We start from the raw sequence: 20,001 nt of genomic DNA, 5'->3' as shown, positions 1-20,001 counted from the left end.
TTTACGACTTAGCTTGCAGCTCCTTAATCATCTTTAGCAGCTCCTCCTTGGAGAAGTGCTCGCCGATAAACACAGCGACATCATTCACATGGCCTTGCGGCTCGATGCGGATGAAATCAGATTCCTTATACGCATATTGGAACAGATATCGGCTCCCGCTCGACATGTCCGAGAAGGATACAACTCCCTTCGCACGATAGATGGAACCCGGCAATTGCTGCAGCAGTGCCTCGAACGACTCACTATGAACAGGCCCGTCAAAATAATGGGTATACGCCATGACATGACCATGGCTGTGATGATGCTCGAGCTGCTCACCATGTCCGCCCAGTTCCTGCCGGTCCTCCGTCTCGCGGACAGCCGTTTCGTCCAGCCACTCCCAATCGTTAATCACGCAACGAACCGCCGGCATAATAGCTGCATGCGCATTCAGCTCCCTAAGCAATTGCTGTGCTTCCACCAGTTGATCCGGCGCCAGCTTGTCGGTCTTGTTCAGCATCAGGAGTGTAGCGCACCTGATCTGCTCAACCATCAGCTTGTAGGTTCGTCCTTTGCCCAGCTTTCTTCGCTCCAGCAGCTCGGGCCCGTCTACGATCGTAACCACAGAGCGAAGCTCCAGGGAGGCATACATCGCCGCATCAGCTACCCCGTCAAGCGTCTCCATCGGATTGGCTGCGCCCGTCGACTCAATGATGATGGCATCGGGATGATGCTCCCCGATCAAGGAAGCAATCTCCACGCCCAGATCGCCGCGAATAGAGCAGCAGATGCATCCCCCAAGCATCTCGGCCATCGGAACGTCGCGGCTGATCAGCTCGCCATCCAGATTGATGTCGCCCAGTTCGTTCATGATAACGGCCGGACGCTTTCCCTCCGCCTTAAGTCGGGCCAGCAAGCTGGTCAAGAACGTCGTCTTGCCGCTGCCTAAGAATCCCGACAATAAATAGACGGGCGTCTTCTTTGATTGTATAACAGGTTGATTCCGATCACTCATAATCCCATTCTCCTCGTACCGTTCTAGGGCATGCTCCCCAGCAATTGTCCCAGCGCCTTGGCATGCGCTTCCTGAATGCTGGCAGCTATCTGCTTCGGATCTCCTCCCTCCAGTAGCTCCTGGAGTCCGTCGTTCAGCGCCTCTGCTCCTTCTGTCGTCAGTACACCGTCATAGACGGGTGTCAGACTGACGCTATTCACCAAATCATACACCTCTGCAAAGATTGGCGACACCTTGCTCTTGTCCAGCTCAATCTTATAGCTGACCAGTTGGTTGCTCTCCAGCGTCCGCTGCTGGGCTTCCGGACCGGACATCGCATAAATTAACTCGAAAGCGGCATCCTTTTTGGCTCCTGTTGCGCTTTTGCCTAGCGCCATGCCGGAGCCGACAGCCCCTGCTAGCGTATTTGGATCGCCCTTGCCGCCCGGGATAGCAGGAAGCAGCGCGGCTCCCATTTCATTCATCGCTTCCTGCGTCGCGTTCGCCGCCAGATTCGTTAGCGCCCAGCCACCGTCGATCATCATAGCCGCCTCCCCTCTGGCGAACATAAGCTCCATCTCCACATTATCAATAAGCTGATAACCTGCCTGGAAAGCTCCCGCTTCGCCGAGCTGCTTCATATAATTCAGCGCCTCGATGAACGTTGGGTCGGTGAAGCGAACGCCCCCTTCCTGACGTACCGCATACATGAGCCACTCGGTGCCGGTCACCCGGTCAGCAAGCGAGCTGAAAATGCTGGATTGAGCCGGCCACCCCGCCTTATTGCCGAGGGCGACTGGCGTAATTCCATTGCGGTTAAGCTTATCGATAACATACAGCAGCTCGCTCCACGTCTTTGGCACGCTCAGTCTGTTCTCTTCGAATATCCGCTTGTTGTAATACAGGATAGAAGTCGGCGACAGCCCCATTGGAGCGCCATAGACAAGTCCTCTATCCTTAAAGGCTTCCAGCGAATTGGGCAGAAAGCCGTCCCTCCACTCGGGATAGGCATCCACCAGCTCATCAATCGGTTGGATCAGGGATGCAGCCGCGTACTCCCTTGTCATCGCACCGCTCCACAAGACAAATACATCCGGCATATGGCCAGTCTCCGCGCTTTCCTTCAGCCGCTTCCGATATTCATCAGGCGCAATCTCCCTTACCTGAACCTTGATCTTAGGATGAGCTTCTTCAAACTCTTGAATAATCGCCCGCATGGTCTGCGCACGCAGATCATCCCCGGTGAAATTATGCCACAACGAAATGGTTGCCCTTATGTTGCCGGCCTTGTTGGCATCCCAGGACTTCAGAATGCTGCAACCAGTCGACACAGCAAGAAGAACAGTCAAGGCAACAACAGCCGTTACAGTTCTTTTCATCCCGTGCTCCCCCCAATGGTAGATTAATCGATGGATACGGAAACGATCAGCGTATCGCTTAGACAAGATTGTGTTCAGCCTTACGTTCTATCTCCTACGACGGTATTCCCAAGGCGTAAAGCCCGTATGTTTTTCAAATAGCCCGCTGAAAAACTCCACGTCCCCGTAACCCACTCGACTGGCAATCTCGCTGGAAGAAGCATCCGTTTCTTTTAGCAGCACCATAGCCTTCTCCACCCTGGCCTTCGCTACAAACTCCGCATACGTATGGCCGGTCTCCCGCCGGAACACCTCGCTGAAGTGGTGCGGGGTAAGCTGCACCCGCTTCGCGACCAGAGCCAAAGACAGATCTTCTTCGAGATGTTCCTGTATGTATGTGATCGCACGATTCATAGGCGGCATGCTGTGATGGCCGGAGGCGGTTAAATAATCCTTCAATAATTCCAGCACGCGATTCATCATCTCCTCGCGCCCGTTCTCAGCAGCAAGCTTTAACGGAATCGGCAATGCCTTGATCGCCGCCGCCGGCTCTGCGCCTGCCTCCTTCACTAAACGATAGACCGACTCCTCTGCCTCCAGCAGCACAGAATTAAGATAAGCATGATAGGATTCCGGCGTCGTTTCTTCATCTGATTCCAACGCATCCACCATGCCTTCCAGCCAAAGCTGAAGTGCGGGCGCATCCCCTTCCTGCAGCAATGCGTACAGATCCTCCTTCTCCCCCGGCGAACAAGCTCGGCGGCCGCCCTTGCGTCTGCATACGTCACGAGTATGGATCATTCGGACATCGGGCAACAATCCGTGATACAAGAACGTATGCTGTGCGCTGTCGATGGAACGCTTTAATTCGTCAAGGCTGCAGACCTCTTCGCCTACCGCCGCGTAAAGCTTGCATTTGAGCTTGCGCTCTATTCGCATCAGCATATCCTCCAGCTTGGCCAAGCTGCCTTCCTCGCCTTTCATAAGAGGAAGAATCAACAGAATATGATCCTCCCGCAAAGCCGCTTCTCCCTCGACCAGCTCATCGATCACATTATGGGCTGCGAACAGCAGAAGCTTGCCATATCCGTTCTCTGTCCCCCAGCCGGTAGCCCCAATGCAGCAGACGACATAGCGCGATGCCGTATCCATCCGGAGCCGAGGCAAGAGCCTCATGCTCTGACGCATCGTCGCATAGTCTACCTCGCCGCCCTGGATCAGCGTCTCAATAAGCTTCTCCCGCAGTTCATTCCGGTTGCCGCTCTCCCCCCGCAACACAATTCTCTCGCGTGCAGCGCCGACAGCACTCTTGATTTCATCCGGACGGCTTGTTTTAAGCAAGTAGTCGCTTACGCCCTCTGTTATTGCCCTTCTTGCATATTCGAATTGATCATACCCGGTCAAGATGATCACTTCCGTGCTTGGCAGAATCCGCCTCACTTCCCTGGCCAGATCGAACCCGTTAAGTCCGGTCATCTGAATATCGGTCAGCACAATATCCGGCCGCTCCGATTCCAGTCTTGCGATCGCTTCCTCAGCGGATGCTGCAGGCTGAAGCAGCTCATATCCGTATTCCGGCCACGGAATCACGGTGCTTAAGCCTGTGCGAATAATAACTTCATCATCAACAATTAACAGCTTCATTCCGACTCCGCCTCCTCTCTAAGCATAAGTGGTATGGCGAAGGATACCTTCGTCCCCTCTTGGTGTGCGCTCTCAACGCGCAGACCCGATTCCATGCCATAATGCAGTTGAAGCCGCTTATGCACATTGCGCAGACCGTAGCTTCCTCGCTCCAGCCGCTCCATATCCCGCTTCTGATCCTCAGGTCCTCGAAGCTCCTGCTGAATCTCGGCCAGCTTGCCTTGCTCCATTCCGACTCCGTTGTCCTCCACGCTGAAGAGCATCCGCCCCTCTGCACGCTCCGCGGTCACTTTGATCTCCCCCGCTTCCGGCTGCTGCTGAATACCGTGAATAAGCGCATTTTCGATTAAGGGCTGAAGCAGCAGCTTCAGCATGCGCTCCGAATTCAACTCAGGATCGATGTCAAGCTTGATCCAGAACTTGCCAGGGAAGCGGATGGACTGAATATTGGCATAGTGCTTGGCATGCGCCACTTCTTGCTCCACGGAACAAAACTCTTCCCCTTTGTTCAAGCTGAACCGCAGAAAATCACTTAAGCTCCCTACCATATCGGCGATCTTGTCATCCCTGTTCATCAACGCCATCCAATGAATGGACGATAGCGTGTTATATAGGAAGTGAGGGTTGATCTGCGCCTGCAGCGCCTGCATATCCGCTTCCTTCTTGCTGGATTCCTCCTGCTTGACCTGCTCGGTAAGTTGGGTGATTCTATCGCTAAGCTTATTGTAGCTTCGAACAAGCTGGCCAACCTCATCCATCGATTCGACGGGGTACGTCTGGAAGGAATCCTCGGGATTGGAATTTTTCAGAAAGCTTGTCAGCATCATTAACGGATTCGTTATTCTTTGTACAAAATAAAGGACAAGTATGGAAGCAATGAGCATGGATACGCCAATGACGGCAACCATCAGTTTCAGCACGAAGCTGTTCTCATTGCGAAAATCTTCCATGGGCATCATGCCCGTCAATCTCCATTCCACGCCGTCCACCGTATCATAGAGAACGGTGCGCTTGTTTTCTCCAGTCCCATCATATAGCCAGCCTGAGGCTTTCTCAAGCCGCGCATCCGTTAGCAAATCGCCAAGTTTGTCTGTATGTGGCGGATTTTCCCCAGTGCCAGACAGAATGACGCCTTCACTGTTGCTCAGCCATACCTCCCCGTTTTCCGAAATGCTGGCTTGATTCAAGATTTGCGTGAGCGCGCGTTCATTCAGGCTGATGACGAGCGTGCCCAGGTGTCTGTAGTTCGTTAAGCTGCGAATCGGTCTGACCAGCGAAATAACCTGGTTCGTGCCTGTAGCTGTATCCGTCTCATATTTGGCCGTCCAAAATTTAGTTTTCGACTGAAAATCCTCTATCCGCCCATCTGCACTCTGCAGGTCCGTATGGAATATGGTCGTATTCGATATGGGCGGAGAAGAATGAACCGGATATATAGTAATATCGGAAATATATCGCTTGGAATAGACCAAATTAGATAAAAACTCAATCATTTTCGTTTGTTGAACTGGAGCGGTGCCCGATCCGCTCAAAAATTGCTGCACATCCTTCTGCCCGATCAGAAAAAGCGATATATTCTCGGCGTCCTGTACGATGAACTCCATGTTGGTCGCCATCTGCCTCAGAATCCCTGCGCCGGACTGCTTCGCCTTCTCCTCCGTCGAGGTTGCCGCCATATTATAAGCGAACAAACCAAGTGCAAGTAAAGGGATTAGTACGGCGAGCAATAAAAATACGGATAGTTTACGTTTCAACGAGCTGCTGATCCAACGCATGAAATCGCATTCCTCCTGCCAAAAAAACCTCTATTTAGAATGACCAATCCGGTCATCGGCTATCTGTTCAACAGCCTGTCATACTTTTTTTTAGTATAACAAAATTTTAGTTTGATTTTTCACTTGTGTAGGTGTACCATGTGGACTAGATAAAGGTTAGAGGTATGGAAAGGGGGCGTACGTTGGAGACTATATCCCAAGAATTTATGTTTTTTGCCGAGCTTGCCAAAGGCATTGCCGCTCAATTCGGGGACAATTGCGAAGTCGTCATTCATGACTGGTCGAAGCCTTACGACAGCACCATCGTCGCCATTGAGAACGGACATGTAACGGGACGCAAAGTCGGCGACCCCAGCACCAATCTCGGTCTGGAGATTATGCGCGGCACATCCGACGGCGACAACCGCCACAATTATATTACCCAAACGGCGGACGGACGCATCCTGCGCTCTACCTCGATGTACGTGAAGAACAAAGCGGACCAGATTATCGGAGCCGTATGCATTAACTTAGATATAACCGATATTATGATGGCGGAGAAGACGCTCCAATCCTTAACGGGAAGCGGGCTTCAGCCAGTCCGCGAATCGTTCGTCAGCAGTGTAAACGAGCTGCTGGATACACTGATCATGGAGGCTCAGGAGACGATCGGCAGACCGCCGGCGCTCATGACCAAGGATGATAAGATACGCCTGATTCAGCTCTTGGATGAGAAGGGCGCTTTCCTGATTAAGAAATCGGGCGAGAAAATATGCGGGTACTTAAGCATCTCCAAATTCACATTATATAACTACTTAGAAGAATCGAAATCTTGAAGGATTAATGGGAGGTTCTTTCATAATGAGCCGTAACGCAAGCACAATCGCTGCAGCAATCGAAACACCAGGAGTCGTCATCTCATTGAAAACGGTTGAGTCCAACATTGCCAAGATGGCGGAAGCGATCAACAAAACCAGCGTTCAGCTTCGCCCGCATGCCAAGACGCATAAGCTGCCTCAGATGGCGCAGCGTCAGCTCGACGAGGGCGCAGTCGGCATTACGGTTGCCAAGATCGCTGAAGCAGAAGTAATGGCATCTGGCGGCATTACCGATATATTTGTCGCTTATCCGATAGTAGGCATGTCCAAGCTGGAGAGAGCGGTCAAGCTCGTTCAATCCGGCATTCGCCTCATCATCGGCGTGGATAGCCTGGAGGGAGCCCAGCGCATCTCGCAAGCAGCCTCGAAGCACGGCGTTCAGCTGGAAGTGAGAATGGAGATCGAATCAGGCTTAAACCGGACGGGAGTGGATGCATCTGCAGCACCAGCTTTGGCTCAGCAAATCTCCAAGCTGGACGGCGTCTTGCTAAGTGGTATCTTCACTTATCGCGGCGCGATGCTAAGCGGCTCTGCAACGACGGATCTTCGGGCGGCAGGCCATGAGGAAGGACGTTTCATGGTTCAGACGGCCGAAGCGATCCGCGCCGCTGGCGTGGCGATCCGCGACATTAGCGTCGGCTCCTCGCCAACGGCTCTGTACGCCGCAGAGATCGAAGGCATTACAGAGGTTCGTCCCGGCACTTATATTTACCAAGATGTCATGCAGGCCGCATTCGGGCTATGCGAGACCAGCGATTGCGCAGGCGCTGTTATGGCTACTGTAGTAAGCCGTCCGACGCCCACCCGGATTGTCATCGACGGCGGCAGCAAGACATTCGCAACGGACGTGCAGCCGGACAAAGCGCCCCTCCATCTGAAGGGCTTCGGCCATATTGTCGGCGATCCCGACGCTGTGTTCGAGCGCATGAACGAAGAGCATGGCGTCATCTCGATAAAAGCCGACAGCCCCTATCAGGTCGGTGACGTCATTGCCATTATTCCTAATCACATCTGCAGCACAATTAACTTGCATAACTTCGTCTATCTGCAGCAAGCCGACGGCACGCTGGTTCAAACGCCAGTAGCCGCACGCGGCCTGCTGGAGTAGCGCCATACGAGAGGAGATTGGCTAACCATGCTTGACTTAGTATTAAAGAACGGAAAAATTGTCGACGGTACCGGAAACCCTTGGTTTAGAGGAGATATCGGCGTCAAGGACGGCATCATCGTATCGGTAGGCAGCATCGATCAAGAAGCGCATAAAGTGATCGACGTAGGCCGCCAAATTATTTCCCCCGGCTTCATCGACGGCCATTGCCACTCCGATCTGATGATCCTGGATCATCCAAACAGCGACATCAAGCTGCAGCAAGGCGTTACGACCGAGGTTGTGGGCAACTGCGGGCTGGCTCCGGCTCCGCTCGTTCCAAGCAACGCGGATCTGCTGAAAACATACATTCAGCCGGTTGTCGGCAATACAAGCTGGGAGTGGCCTTGGGAGACGGTAGGCCAATACATGGACCACGTCGCCAAGTCTTCTATCTCCGAGCATATCGCCACTTATGTTGCGCATGGCGCACTGCGTATCGCCGTTATGGGCTTCGAGAACCGTCCCGCTACTCCGGCCGAGATCGCGCGTATGAAGGAATTGCTGGAGGAAGGCCTCCGTGCAGGAGCTATCGGTTTGTCCATCGGTCTTCTCTACGCACCGGGCAGCTATACATCCCGCGAAGAGCTGGCTGAGCTTTGCAGTGTCTTGCCGAAGTACAATGGCCTGCTCTCCACGCATATTCGCGGAGAAGGCAACAACCTGCTTCCTTCGGTAGCCGAAGTGATTTGGATTGCCGAAAAAACAGGCATCTCGCTGCACATCAGCCATCTGAAAGCGGCGGGTAAAATCAACTGGGGCAAGGTTATGGATGCGCTGGAGCTGGTTGAAGCGGCAAGAGCACGCGGCATGGATGTGACCGTTGACGTCTATCCGTACAATGCGGGATCGACTACACTGACAACGGTTCTGCCTCCATGGGTATTGGAGGGCGGCATTGAAGCGACACTGGAAGCCTTCCGTAATCCGAGCCTGCGTGCCCGTATCAAGGAAGAGCTTAGCCATGAGCAGACCGAATGGGATAACCTTGTATGCTCCACAGGCTGGAACAGCGTCATTGTTTCTTCTGTGAATTCGGATAAAAACAAGCATCTGGAAGGCAAGCATATCGCAGAAATCGCTGAGATGCGCAGCCAGCACCCTGTAGATTGCATGATGGATCTGCTGCTGGAGGAAGACGGACAAATCGCGATTGTCTACTTCCATATGTCTGACGATGATGTGAAGAAGGTTATTTCCTATGAGAAAGCCCTAATCGCATCCGATAGCTTGAACTGCGAGATCGGCAAGCCGCATCCTCGCACCTATGGCACATTCCCTCGCGTCTTCGCCAAGTTTGTACGCGATGACAAGGTATTGTCGCTGGAGCAGGCGGTCCGCAAGCTGACGTCGTTCCCGGTTCAACGCTTCAAGCTGGGCAAACGCGGACTTCTTGTGCCGGGCTATGCTGCCGATATTACCGTTTTCGATATGGAAACGATTCAGGATACGGCTACTTTCGCCGATCCGCGCCAATTCCCAACAGGGATCTCACATGTCGTTGTAGGAGGCCAGCTGACTCTGTCGCATGGCGTCCATACACATAAACGCGAAGGCTCGTTAATCCGGGCTCAGCACTGCTGCTCGCATCATCATTAATCCGCAGCAACCAAAAAAGATTTAAAGGAGAAATGAACATGTCTAAAATCGAACAACGTCTTGCTGAACTAGGAATCACTTTGCCGGTATTGCCAGAACCAAAATTTCTGTACAAAACCGTTAACCAAACGGGCAACCTGATCTACACATCCGGCTTCGACTGCCGTATCGACGGCGTACTTATGTATGAGGGCAAAGTTGGCTCCGATCTAACCATCGAGCAAGGCCAAGAAGCGGCTCGCCAAGTTGTCATCAACCTGCTTGCTGCTATGAAACAATACCTGGGCGATCTGGATCGCGTGGTAAAAGTAGTGAAAATCTTGGCTTTCGTCAACAGCGCACCAGGCTTCGGCGACCAGCCTTATGTCATCAACGGCGCTTCCCAGCTGCTGATCGACGTATTCGGCGAAGCTGGCCGTCATGCTCGTTCCGCAATCGGCACAAGCGATCTTCCGTTCCATACACCGGTTGAGATCGAGCTGATTGCTGAGATTCGTGACTAATTCTGCCGTCCGCACAATGTAAAAATCCCCAAGCGATTCTGTCGCTTGGGGATTTTTTGTCGTTATCATCAGCATGTGGACACGCTTGCGATTGGTTCGTTGCGAGATCAGAGTTGAATGTAGATTAGTACAGAATCGTGCGTGTAATGATAACCAACAGAATGAAGAGAACAAGGATAGCTCCAGTGCTTGAGAAAGGACTTCCGCAAGCTACGCCTGCTACGGGGTAGTGGGAGTTAGCTCCGCCGGATACATTGGCAGCGGATACGTTGGCTGCAGACATGTTTGCCGCGTAATTCAAGTTGTTCAGCTCCTTTTTTTGAAGGTACAGTATCCTATGTATTTTTCCTCAATATGTATAGGCGAATCGGAAAATTGTGCGTTTGCTTATTTTTGCTTTTTGCCCACACCTTTGTTCATATGCCACGGCATGTGGCCAGGCCTCTCTAGCCCGTTGCCCCGCTATCTAGGCGTTAGCCGAAGTTTAATGTCCTCATGTTACTTGCCCAGTCATATTGAACCAGAGGCGAATAACATACAGAGTACTCAAAACGTAAGGAGGTGCATGTAACAATGTCCGGTTGCGTTGGTGGTGCTTACGGTAACAACTCCGTTGGAGCGATCCTGGTACTCTTTATCCTGTTGGTGATTATCGCTTGCAGCTGCTTTGGCTTTGGCGGCTATGGCGGTTTCGGCGGCGGTAAATGGTAATCTGACGTCTGATATGTATCCTCCATGCATGCAGACATGTTCGATGCCCTTTAGCAGAACAGCTCACTCGGAAAGACCCGCTTCGGCGGGTCTTTCCTTCTATAGCGTGATGGACAAGACTCTACAGCTCATCTCTCTTCCGAAACTCTCCAAGTCGCATGACATAAACAATAAGAAACTTGCATGGAAGGTTGAATTTGCATGGGATATTCTATAGGAGACATCTTCATCACTTGTCCCTCCTGCAGACACAATTCATTCCAAAAAGATTACAGACAGCTCAACTCCAGAGGTGCGACCTTTTTCGGAATCAATGTGAGCCTCACGAGCATTAAGTGCTCTGTACGAATGAATGGATAAAAAAGAGAGCTGCGGCAGGCAGCTCTCTATCTTATAGGTTCATAACTGATGTTTGGTCTAAGACTTGTTAATCAGTCCCGCTTGTTGAAGAAGTCTGCGTACCATCACAGCCGTCTCGGCTCTTGTCATAGTTGCTTCCGGATTCAAGTTGCCATCGGGGCTGCCCTTAGCCAGACCGCTGTATACCGTCTCAGCAACGGACTGCTCCGCCCAAGCCGCTACCAGACTTCTATCGTTGAAGCTCACCAGCGCGGCTGCCTTCGCTGAATCAGATAAAGCTGGATGGCTTGCTGTAATTCGCATCGCCCTAGCAATCATAACCATCGCTTCCTGCCTGCTAAGCGTCGCGCCCGGTTTAAAGGAGCCATCCGTATACCCCGTCACAATGCCGTACTCCGCTGCTTTGCCGACAGCTTGATAATACCAGTCGTTCTTGCTGACATCGCTGAAGGAACTGGATGAGCCGCTCTCCTGCAAACCTAGCGCCCGAACGAGTATAGCTGCAAATTCTGCACGCGTTACCGATCCCTCCGGATTAAAGCGATCTTCGCTCGTTCCTTTCACGACAAGTCTGGAGCCCATATCATTGACGTCCTGCTTCGACCAATGCTTCTCCACATCTGCGAAAGTAACGGGATTCCAAATGATCGAATACATGCTGTTCGTCAGGCTGTTAATATGAGCGGAATACTGGCCGTTTTGAACAGCTACAAAGGTCGGTACATGATAGATGATTTTTCCGTCTTTGTCGAGCACGGCGCCTGTCGTAATTTTGGACGGATCGATGCCCTCCGGAAGAAGAATTTCCCGCTCTACATAACCAGTGAATTTGTTCAATTGAATCGAGCGATTGCCACTCGTTACGGTTATCGTGAATTCAATCGGCTGAATAATAAGCTGTGCACCCGATTGCTCCGCTGCTTCACTGAATCCTGATTGTTGCTGTGCAGAGGTTTTTTTGATCTCAATACTTATTTGCATATCCTCTACACTCGCACCCAACTGATCGGCAGCCTGATTCAGATTTAATAGCGTCGCCGGCACTGTATATGCTGCGCTTTCGGTACGAATCTCCAATGTTGCTTCTCTCTCATGAATCTTCACAAGCATCTTGCCGCTTAGCTTCACAGCAAATTGCTCTGGATCTGCAGCAACGGCCAGACTCAATTGGGATTGCTTTCCCTCTTCATCCAGCTTTTGCGCAACTTTATCCTCGTTCAGTTGAACGTCGATTGTTTGGTTTTGATTAGACGTGTTAACCTTGTCTATCAAATCTTCTGAATCCCCTATGACATTCCCGGATACAATGCTATTGTCCGTCGTTTCCGGTTTCGTATCCGGGGTCGTTCCTGGCGTTCCCGGATTGGAAGTAACGATCCATTTGGCATACAGGATGATATTCTCTGTCCCTACCGTTATGGTAGAACCTGCCGCATAGGCAGTACCCGTTCCGTCCGCTTTTGTATTCCATCCGGAGAAGGAATAACCCGATTTCCTCATGGTCCCGATTCCAGCGAGTGTTACGGATGTGCCGGATTCATAAGTATTGCTGTCTACGGGAATATTGCCGCTCGTATGGCCATTGCCCAGATACGCAACTGTATAAGTAGCTGCCGGCACGAGAGTCCACTGCGCATACAAGATTAGATCTCCGCTCATTGGCAGCGTTGCGCCTTGGACATACGCTGTACCTGTTCCATCCGCCTTCGTATTCCATCCTGCAAAGGTATAACCTGTTTTCACCAATGTGCCGCCATCTTGAATGGTTACGGTGGAACCGCCCGGATAGCTGATATTATCTGATGGAGCTTCCCCTGATGTGTGACCGTTGCCTTCATAGGTGATGGAGTACGTGATCTCCGGCACTTTCAGCCAGATCGCGTACAGAATGATTTTGTCCGAACCAACCGTAATCGTTGATCCTGCCAAAAAACTCGTTCCTGTTCCATCAGCCTTGGTGTTCCAGCCCTCGAATGTATAACCGGACCTTTGAAGCGTACCGCTATCGGCAACCTGTGCAACCGTTCCTTCCGGATACATATGGTTGTCGACCGGGGCTTCCCCGCTAGTCTGCCCATTGCCCGAGTATGTAATGGAAGAGGCAGTTACGGGAATAGCCGTCCACTGAGCATATAGGGTCGCATTGGAAAGCACGATAATCGGATGGCCTTCAAGATAAATCGTCCCTGTTCCATCAGATTTTGAATTCCAACCCGCAAAGGTGTAGCCGTTCTTCACCATATTCCCGCTGCCGAGAACAGTTGCCGATGCACCAGCGGTGTAGCCTTGGCTGTCTGTTGGCGCTACGCCTGATGTAATGCTGTTGCCTTGGTACGTAATGTAGTATTTCGCTTCCGGTAGCAGCGCCCAGATCGCATAGAGCGTGACGTTGGACGTGCCAATGGTAAGCGTCGAGCCTGCTGCATAGGCTGTGCCTGTTCCGTCAGCTTTCGTATTCCAGCCGGTGAACGTATTACCTTTCTTCACCATATTCCCGCTGCCGAGTACAGTTGCCGATGCACCAGCGGTATAGCCTTGGCTGTCTGTCGGTGCTACGCCTGATGTAATACCGTTGCCTTGGTACGTAATGTAGTATTTCGCTTCTGGAAGCAAGGTCCAGATCGCATAGAGCGTGACGTTGGACGTGCCAATGGTAAGCGTCGAGCCTGCTGCATAGGCTGTGCCTGTTCCGTCAGCCTTGGTGTTCCAGCCGGTGAACGTATTACCTTTCTTCACCATATTCCCGCTGCCGAGAACAGTTACCGAAGCACCAGCGGTGTAGCCTTGGCTGTCTGTCGGCGCTACGCCTGATGTAATGCCGTTGCCTTGGTACGTAATGTAGTATTTCGCTTCTGGAAGCAAGGTCCAAACCGCGTAGAGCGTGACATTGGACGTGCCAATGGTAAGCGTCGAGCCTGCTGCGTAGGCTGTACCTGTTCCGTCAGCTTTGGTGTTCCAGCCGCTAAACGTATTACCTTTCTTCACCATATTCCCGCTGCCGAGTACAGTTGCCGAAGCACCAGCGGTGTAGCCTTGGCTGTCTGTCGGCGCTACGCCTGATGTAATGCCGTTGCCTTGGTACGTAATGTAGTATTTCGCTTCCGGTAGCAGTGTCCAAACCGCGTAGAGCGTGACGTTGGACGTGCCAATGGTAAGCGTCGAGCCTGCTGCGTAGGCTGTACCTGTTCCGTCAGCTTTGGTGTTCCATCCAATGAACGTAGAGCCTGACTTTGTCATGTTGCCTGCCGTCGCTAAAGTGGCTTGTGTACCTGGAGCATAGTTTTTGCCCGATGGCACAGCACCACCATCATTACCGTTGCCGTCGTAGCTGATCCAGTATGTGATTAGCTCCCACTGCGCGTACAACGTTATGTTAGCGGAGCCCATTATTAGGGTCGCGCCTGCTGCATAAGCAGTGCCTGTACCGTCGGCTTTCGTATTCCAACCCTCGAATGAATAACCCGCTTTTTCTAAACTGCCTTGTGGAGCAACCGTTACTGGTGCATTCGGAGCATAAGTCCCGCCCGTTGGCACCGTACCGCTATCACTGGTATTTCCATCATAATTTAGCGTGTACGTTATCAGTTCCCACTGTGCATACAACGTCACATTAGCCGATCCCATCGTCAGAATTGAACCCGCTGCATAGGCATCGCCCGTTCCATCGGCCTTTGTGTTCCAGCCCTCGAACGAATATCCCGCTTTCTCTAAACTGCCTTGTGGAGCAACCGTTACTGGTGCATTCGGAGCATAAGTACCGCCCGTTGGCACCGTACCGCTGTCACTATTATTTCCGTCATAGTTCAGTGTGTACGTAATCAGTTCCCACTGTGCATACAACGTCACATTAGCCGATCCCATCGTCAGAATTGAACCCACTGCATAGGCATCGCCTGTGCCATCTGCCTTGGTATTCCAGCCCTCGAACGAATATCCCGCTTTCTCCAAAGTGCCTTGTGGAGCAACTGTTACTTGTGCATTCGGAGCATAAGTTCCGCCTGTCGGCACCGTACCGCTATCACTGGTATTGCCCTCATAGTTTAACGTGTACGTGATTAATTCCCACTGTGCATACAGCGTTACGTTAGCCGAACCCATTGTCAGCGTTGAGCCTGCTGCATAGGCATCGCCTGTGCCATCTGCCTTGGTATTCCAACCCTCGAATGAATAACCCGCTTTTTCCAAACTGCCTTGTGGAGCAACCGTTACTGGTGCATTCGGAGCATAAGTACCGCCCGTTGGCACCGTACCGCTGTCATCATTATTCCCGTCATAGTTCAGTGTGTACGTAATCAGTTCCCACTGCGCATACAACGTCACGTTAGCGGAACCCATTGTCAGCGTTGAACCCGCTGCATAGGCATCGCCTGTGCCGTCAGCCTTTGTGTTCCAACTTTCGAACGAATATCCCGCTTTCTCCAAAGAACCTTGTGGAGCAACCGTTACTGGTGCATTCGGAGCATAAGTACCGCCCGTTGGCACCGTACCGCTGTCACTATTATTTCCGTCATAGTTCAGTGTGTACGTGATCAGTTCCCACTGTGCATACAACGTTACGTTAGCGGAACCCATCGTCAGCGTTGAACCCGCTGCATAGGCATCGCCTGTGCCGTCGGCCTTTGTGTTCCAACCCTCGAATGAATAACCCGCTTTCTCCAAACTGCCTTGTGGAGCAACCGTTACTGGTGCATTCGGAGCATAAGTTCCGCCCGTTGGCACCGTACCGCTATCACTGGTATTGCCCTCATAGTTTAACGTGTACGTGATCAGTTCCCACTGTGCATACAACGTCACATTAGCCGATCCCATTGTCAGCGTTGAGCCTGCTGCATAAGCATCGCCTGTGCCGTCAGCCTTTGTGTTCCAACCTTCGAACGAATAACCCGCTTTCTCCAAACTGCCTTGTGGAGCAACCGTTACTGGTGCATTCGGAGCATAAGTTCCGCCCGTTGGCACCGTACCGCTATCACTGGTGTTTCCATCATAATTTAGCGTGTACTTGATCAGTTCCCACTGTGCATATAGCGTTACGTTAGCCGAACCCATTGTCAGCGATGATCCTGCTGCATAGGCATCGCCTGTGCCATCTGCCTTGGTATTCCAACTCTCGAATGAATAACCCGTTTTCTCCAAATTGCCTTGTGGAGCAACCGTTACTGGTGCATTCGGAGCATAAGTTCCACCTGTCGGCACCGTGCCGCTGTCACTTGTATTTCCGTCATAGTTCAGCGTGTACGTGATCAATTCCCACTGTGCATACAACGTCACATTAGCCGAGCCCATTGTCAGCGTTGAGCCTACTGCATAGGCATCGCCTGTTCCGTCGGCCTTCGTATTCCAGACTTTGAACGAATATCCTGCTTTCACCAAATTGCCTTGCGGCGCTACCGTTGCTTGTGCTCCTGGAGCATATGTACCGCCTGTCGGTACCGTGCCGCTATCACTTGTGTTTCCGTCATAGTTCAGCGTGTACGTAATCAGCTTCCATTGTGCGTATAACGTCACATTGGCGGAACCCATCGTGAACGTCTGTCCTGAAGCATACGAAGTGCCCGTGCCATTAACTGCCGTATTCCAGCCTGTAAAGACATAACCAGACTTGGCTAGAGTTCCTTGCAGCGCTGCGGTCACGGTTTGACCTGTTAAATACGTGCCACTATCGCTCGGAACAGTTCCCGTTTGGTGCCCATTCCCGTTATAGCTTACACTATAGCGATTAGGCTCCCACTTTGCATACAAAGTAACATCAGATGACCCGATCGTATAGGTCGAGTTTGCCGGATATGTAGTGCCTGTTCCATCCGCTTTCGTGTTCCAACCTGTAAATGTGTATCCATCACGTATCAGCGTGCCCTTGTCGGCTAGCGTAATGGAAGTGCCTGCGAATTCCTTGCTGGACGCTGTAGGGACTGTACCGCTTGTTTGACCGTTCCCGTCATACACAACACCGTACCCAGCACTAATATTTGCTACCGTAATATTCTCCAAGTTCAAATTAGACGGTGCGACTGTGTCGGCATATTTCCAAGTCAACTCTAGCGTAGTAACATTTTCATAGGTGTAACTGGTTTCCGACCCAAGCAACGTCGACAATTGAGAAACCGAATCATTAATCCTTACGTTTCCACTATTACTCAAAGTGGCGATGATTTGATTATTACGATCTTTTAATACCACGTTCAATTGAGTAAGTATACGTCCGGTACCATCTCCATTATCAACATGGCTAATTCCAAAATCTTTGAAAGTGAAATACTTATTGACCGTTTTCCCTTCAGCTTTTAAAACGAAAGTCCCGGTTGTATTTTCTTCTTGTTGATTCTCCGACCATAGACTCGTAGTTCCCGGATCACTAACGAATCCATCACTCACTAAAAACTTATCCCCACTCTTCTGAAAACCTAGAGTGTCAGAGGACGTTAGCGGACCTCCAAAATCATAAGTCCCATTGCCTGTTCCTTCCCAAGCTGCTTGAGCCCTATCTATTGCGACACTGGTAATTCCCCATAGAGTCGTTGCCATCATAGCCACAACGAGCATCACAGCGCGAATCGTTCTGTGTGCCCCCTCATGCGTTCTGTTGCTGCTCTTCATCATTCGAACACTTCTCCCTTTCCCAAAACCGCCATCCAATGATGTATATGCAACGATCAGTCCAATTACGCGGCAATAGGTATTCAAATTATTGAATTCTGTTGCTATTTAACACAGAAAACTGCATAGAGCCGATTGCCCTACGCAGTTGTCATGCAGTTCTGAAAATCTTATAAGATTTATGTATTGGGTTTCTACTGTCTTGGAGGAAATACACCTTCCAGAGAAATGATAAAGTTCATTGCCAGAAACGGCTGCATATTGTTATGCGGCTGGCTTCCACCCTGTACAGACAACGCTGTCGGCAGCATCTGAACATTCGGCTGTTGACCATTGTATATAGGTAGCTGCTTTGGCGGGCGTCCAGAGGATGCTGTTTCCGCCCAATACTGATTCGTCGGATTGCTAGCCTTTCCCGGTTGATTGACCGCTTGCGGGACATGCATATGCTTTGGCATCTGATCGTGCGTCAAGGTTTCGTTTCTGCTCCCCACTTGCTGTCCGATCATACGCGGCGTCAATCCTGGTCCTTGGCCAGTTCCCATTGAAGCTTGTCCCATTAGATTCGGTAGTGCAAAGGTCGTCTTGCCGTCACCGCCGTATTGAACGCCAATGACACTATATAAAGCTGTATATTGTCGAATTTGCATCAGCTGTCCGTTGCATAACGCCCAGCCTACAGGCGGAAAATTCCCTGCGAATATTCTAATCTCTCCGAGATACGGATCCATGGTTTACCCTCCTATTGTCGTGATGGATAGATGCCTTGTAATGCAATGCAATATCGCACTGTCAGATATGGCTGCATATTGGAATGAGCTTGACTTCCGCCCGAAGTGCCGATGGCACCGGCATTCATGTTCGTTAATGCTGCCGCTTCGCCATATCGGTCACTAACGCTTGCCCACACTTGATTTTGCGGATCTGGCAAATCTGACGGATTGGACGAAGCCATCGCTTGATGAGTATGAGCTGGCATTTCATTTATTGTCAAGGTATGGTTCGCCTCGCCAGCCGATAAACCGTAATTAATGCCTGCGCCTACATGGACAGGCACCCGTCCACGCAAGTCCGGAAGAGCAAAATTGGTTCTTCCATCTCCGCCATAGGTTGCGCCTAACAAGGAGTACAACGCTTGATTACTGTTGATATTTAGGAGCTGCCCTTCGCAAGGCAACCACCCGCGCGGCGTTATATTAAAAGGAAACAATCGCAGCTCTCCCAAAAATGGTTCAGCCATCTTAATCCCTCATTTCATAAAATAGTGATATATAGTAGCGTTAACCTTCGGAAGGAAAAATCCCCTCCAGCGCGATAATAAAAGAAACAACCGTCGTTGGCATCATATTGTTATGAGGCTGGCTTCCGCCTGATGGAGTAATCGCATTCGCACTCATCGACACGATCTTGCTTGCATCCTCCGAATAATTCGTAATGGAAGCCCATACCGCATTCTCGGGAGAGGCTATATTGCCTGTATTCGTAGTAGCTGAAGCAATGTGCGTATGAACTGGAAGTTGCTGCGTCGTCAAAGTGACCGCCTCCGTTCCCCCAAGGCTACCCAATGGCAATGCACTGTTAGTATGAATCGGAACTCGCCCTCTCAGATCAGGCACTCCGAAAGTAGTCTGGCCATCGCCGCCAAATGTTGTCCCTAGTAGCATGTATAATACTTCATTCTGCGAAATACTCAGCAGTTGACCATTGCAAAGCGCCCAGCCTATCGGAGCGTAATTGCCACCAAACATTCGAATTTCACCTACGTATTGATCACTCACATGAATTCACCTCATGGACAGATTTGTAAGCGGTAACACTACTGAAAGATCATCTCGATATACATTTCATTTTCCGCCGACTTCGTAAAGCCAAGGCGCTCATAAAGCTTGATCGCGCGATTGGACCTCACGACATGCAGCATAGTTGACCTCCCCGTTGCCAGGGCTTCTTGCATAAGATTGTTGATGACAAAGGTTCCGATTCCGTTATTTCTGTAGTGAGGGAGTATGGCCACATCTACTAGACGAATGGCGTTATCCTCTCTCGAAACTAACAGATGACCGACTTCCACCCCGTCATATAAAATGAGTTGATAGGCTTCATTCGGGTAACGGGCGGCGTATGACCTTTGCTGCATCATGAATTGCATCCGAAGAAAGGTATCCTGCTGGGCTATATCCCAGCCCATTAGCCTCATCTCCTCCAATCGGGTACTTGCGTATACCTCATATTGAAAGGATTGATCTTCTTGCCTTTCCCGGGCAGGGACAAACGTAATGGCCCTCTGATCTACCATGACTTTTCTCCCCCTGCCATTTAATGCATATTTACTAGTTTATACCGAAATTCTATTTAATTCTAGTTAATTTTCAATGATGGACCCTTAATTTGTCGATTCATGGCTATTCCCGCAAAAGGATTGTTATTTTTTTCTTTTCAGTAGCTATGTTCCGGATTATACTGGGCTACGTATACTACTA

At 51.0% G+C, this 20,001-nt stretch carries 14 protein-coding genes and 2 pseudogenes; 5 read left to right on the top strand and 11 right to left on the bottom strand.

The genetic code is table 11. The features are described from left to right. Position 1: 1 nt before the first annotated feature. From D3P07_RS15425 to D3P07_RS15410, 4 genes are all read right to left on the bottom strand, one after another. Positions 2 to 994 carry a CobW family GTP-binding protein gene (locus tag D3P07_RS15425; RefSeq protein WP_119801112.1) on the bottom strand — a complete coding sequence of 331 codons (993 nt, stop codon included), beginning with the start codon at positions 992 to 994 and terminating at the stop codon, positions 2 to 4. Between the two features lie 23 nt (positions 995 to 1,017). After that, entirely contained in the window at positions 1,018 to 2,352 is a 1,335-nt protein-coding gene (locus tag D3P07_RS15420; protein WP_119801111.1) for an extracellular solute-binding protein, read from the bottom strand. A gap of 87 nt (positions 2,353 to 2,439) precedes the next feature. Further along, positions 2,440 to 3,975: a response regulator gene (locus tag D3P07_RS15415; RefSeq protein ID WP_119801110.1), complete on the bottom strand. Its 1,536-nt coding sequence runs from the start codon at positions 3,973 to 3,975 to the stop codon at positions 2,440 to 2,442. Beyond that, entirely contained in the window at positions 3,972 to 5,750 is a 1,779-nt protein-coding gene (locus D3P07_RS15410; protein WP_119801109.1) for a cache domain-containing sensor histidine kinase, read from the bottom strand. The genes D3P07_RS15415 and D3P07_RS15410 overlap by 4 nt, the downstream gene beginning before the upstream one ends. 182 nt (positions 5,751 to 5,932) lie before the next feature. Between D3P07_RS15410 and D3P07_RS15405 the strand changes: the two genes are divergently transcribed. From D3P07_RS15405 to D3P07_RS15390, 4 genes are read left to right on the top strand one after another with little or no spacing between them, the layout of a single operon-like run. After that, the gene (locus D3P07_RS15405; protein ID WP_119801108.1) at positions 5,933 to 6,565 is read left to right on the top strand and encodes a helix-turn-helix transcriptional regulator; all 633 of its coding nucleotides are present in this window, start codon (positions 5,933 to 5,935) and stop codon (positions 6,563 to 6,565) included. 25 nt (positions 6,566 to 6,590) lie between these two features. Then, on the top strand, positions 6,591 to 7,715 hold the full coding sequence (locus D3P07_RS15400; RefSeq protein ID WP_182914343.1) for an alanine racemase: 1,125 nt from the start codon (positions 6,591 to 6,593) through the stop codon (positions 7,713 to 7,715). A gap of 27 nt (positions 7,716 to 7,742) precedes the next feature. After that, complete coding sequence (locus tag D3P07_RS15395) at positions 7,743 to 9,353, top strand: N-acyl-D-amino-acid deacylase family protein (RefSeq protein ID WP_119801106.1); 1,611 nt, start codon at positions 7,743 to 7,745, stop codon at positions 9,351 to 9,353. Positions 9,354 to 9,391: 38 nt separating this feature from the next. Continuing rightward, a complete protein-coding gene (locus D3P07_RS15390) occupies positions 9,392 to 9,856 on the top strand; it encodes a RidA family protein (RefSeq protein ID WP_119801105.1) in 465 nt (154 codons plus the stop codon). 124 nt (positions 9,857 to 9,980) lie between these two features. Here D3P07_RS15390 and D3P07_RS27595 read toward each other — a convergent pair. Continuing rightward, positions 9,981 to 10,067 (bottom strand): annotated as a pseudogene (locus tag D3P07_RS27595) (YjcZ family sporulation protein); the annotation flags it as partial. A gap of 362 nt (positions 10,068 to 10,429) precedes the next feature. On the opposite strand from D3P07_RS27595, the gene D3P07_RS27085 reads away from it, so the two are divergent. Continuing rightward, positions 10,430 to 10,567, top strand: a complete 138-nt coding sequence (locus D3P07_RS27085) for a hypothetical protein (protein WP_165861395.1) — start codon at positions 10,430 to 10,432, stop codon at positions 10,565 to 10,567. Between the two features lie 417 nt (positions 10,568 to 10,984). Here D3P07_RS27085 and D3P07_RS15385 read toward each other — a convergent pair whose 3' ends face one another. From D3P07_RS15385 to D3P07_RS15365, 6 genes and pseudogenes are all read right to left on the bottom strand, one after another. Continuing rightward, positions 10,985 to 17,524: an InlB B-repeat-containing protein gene (locus D3P07_RS15385; protein WP_119801104.1), complete on the bottom strand. Its 6,540-nt coding sequence runs from the start codon at positions 17,522 to 17,524 to the stop codon at positions 10,985 to 10,987. Positions 17,525 to 17,715: 191 nt separating this feature from the next. Beyond that, complete coding sequence (locus D3P07_RS15380) at positions 17,716 to 18,252, bottom strand: phage tail protein (protein WP_119801103.1); 537 nt, start codon at positions 18,250 to 18,252, stop codon at positions 17,716 to 17,718. A gap of 11 nt (positions 18,253 to 18,263) precedes the next feature. Then, positions 18,264 to 18,761 (bottom strand): phage tail protein, encoded by a 498-nt coding sequence (locus D3P07_RS15375; RefSeq protein WP_119801102.1) that lies wholly within the window; start codon positions 18,759 to 18,761, stop codon positions 18,264 to 18,266. Positions 18,762 to 18,801: 40 nt separating this feature from the next. Then, entirely contained in the window at positions 18,802 to 19,053 is a 252-nt protein-coding gene (locus D3P07_RS27800; RefSeq protein WP_310732557.1) for a phage tail protein, read from the bottom strand. A gap of 69 nt (positions 19,054 to 19,122) precedes the next feature. Next, positions 19,123 to 19,269, bottom strand: a pseudogene (locus tag D3P07_RS27795) (phage tail protein); the annotation flags it as partial. 68 nt (positions 19,270 to 19,337) lie between these two features. Continuing rightward, positions 19,338 to 19,817, bottom strand: coding sequence for a GNAT family N-acetyltransferase (locus D3P07_RS15365; protein WP_119801100.1), 480 nt, complete (start codon positions 19,815 to 19,817; stop codon positions 19,338 to 19,340). Between the last annotated feature and the right edge of the window lie 184 nt (positions 19,818 to 20,001).

Source organism: Paenibacillus sp. 1011MAR3C5, from assembly GCF_003591485.1.
Classification (GTDB): Bacteria; Bacillota; Bacilli; order Paenibacillales; family Paenibacillaceae; genus Pristimantibacillus.
The sequence above is the reverse complement of the archived record's forward strand: the minus strand, read 5'-3'. Positions and strand labels throughout refer to the sequence as shown.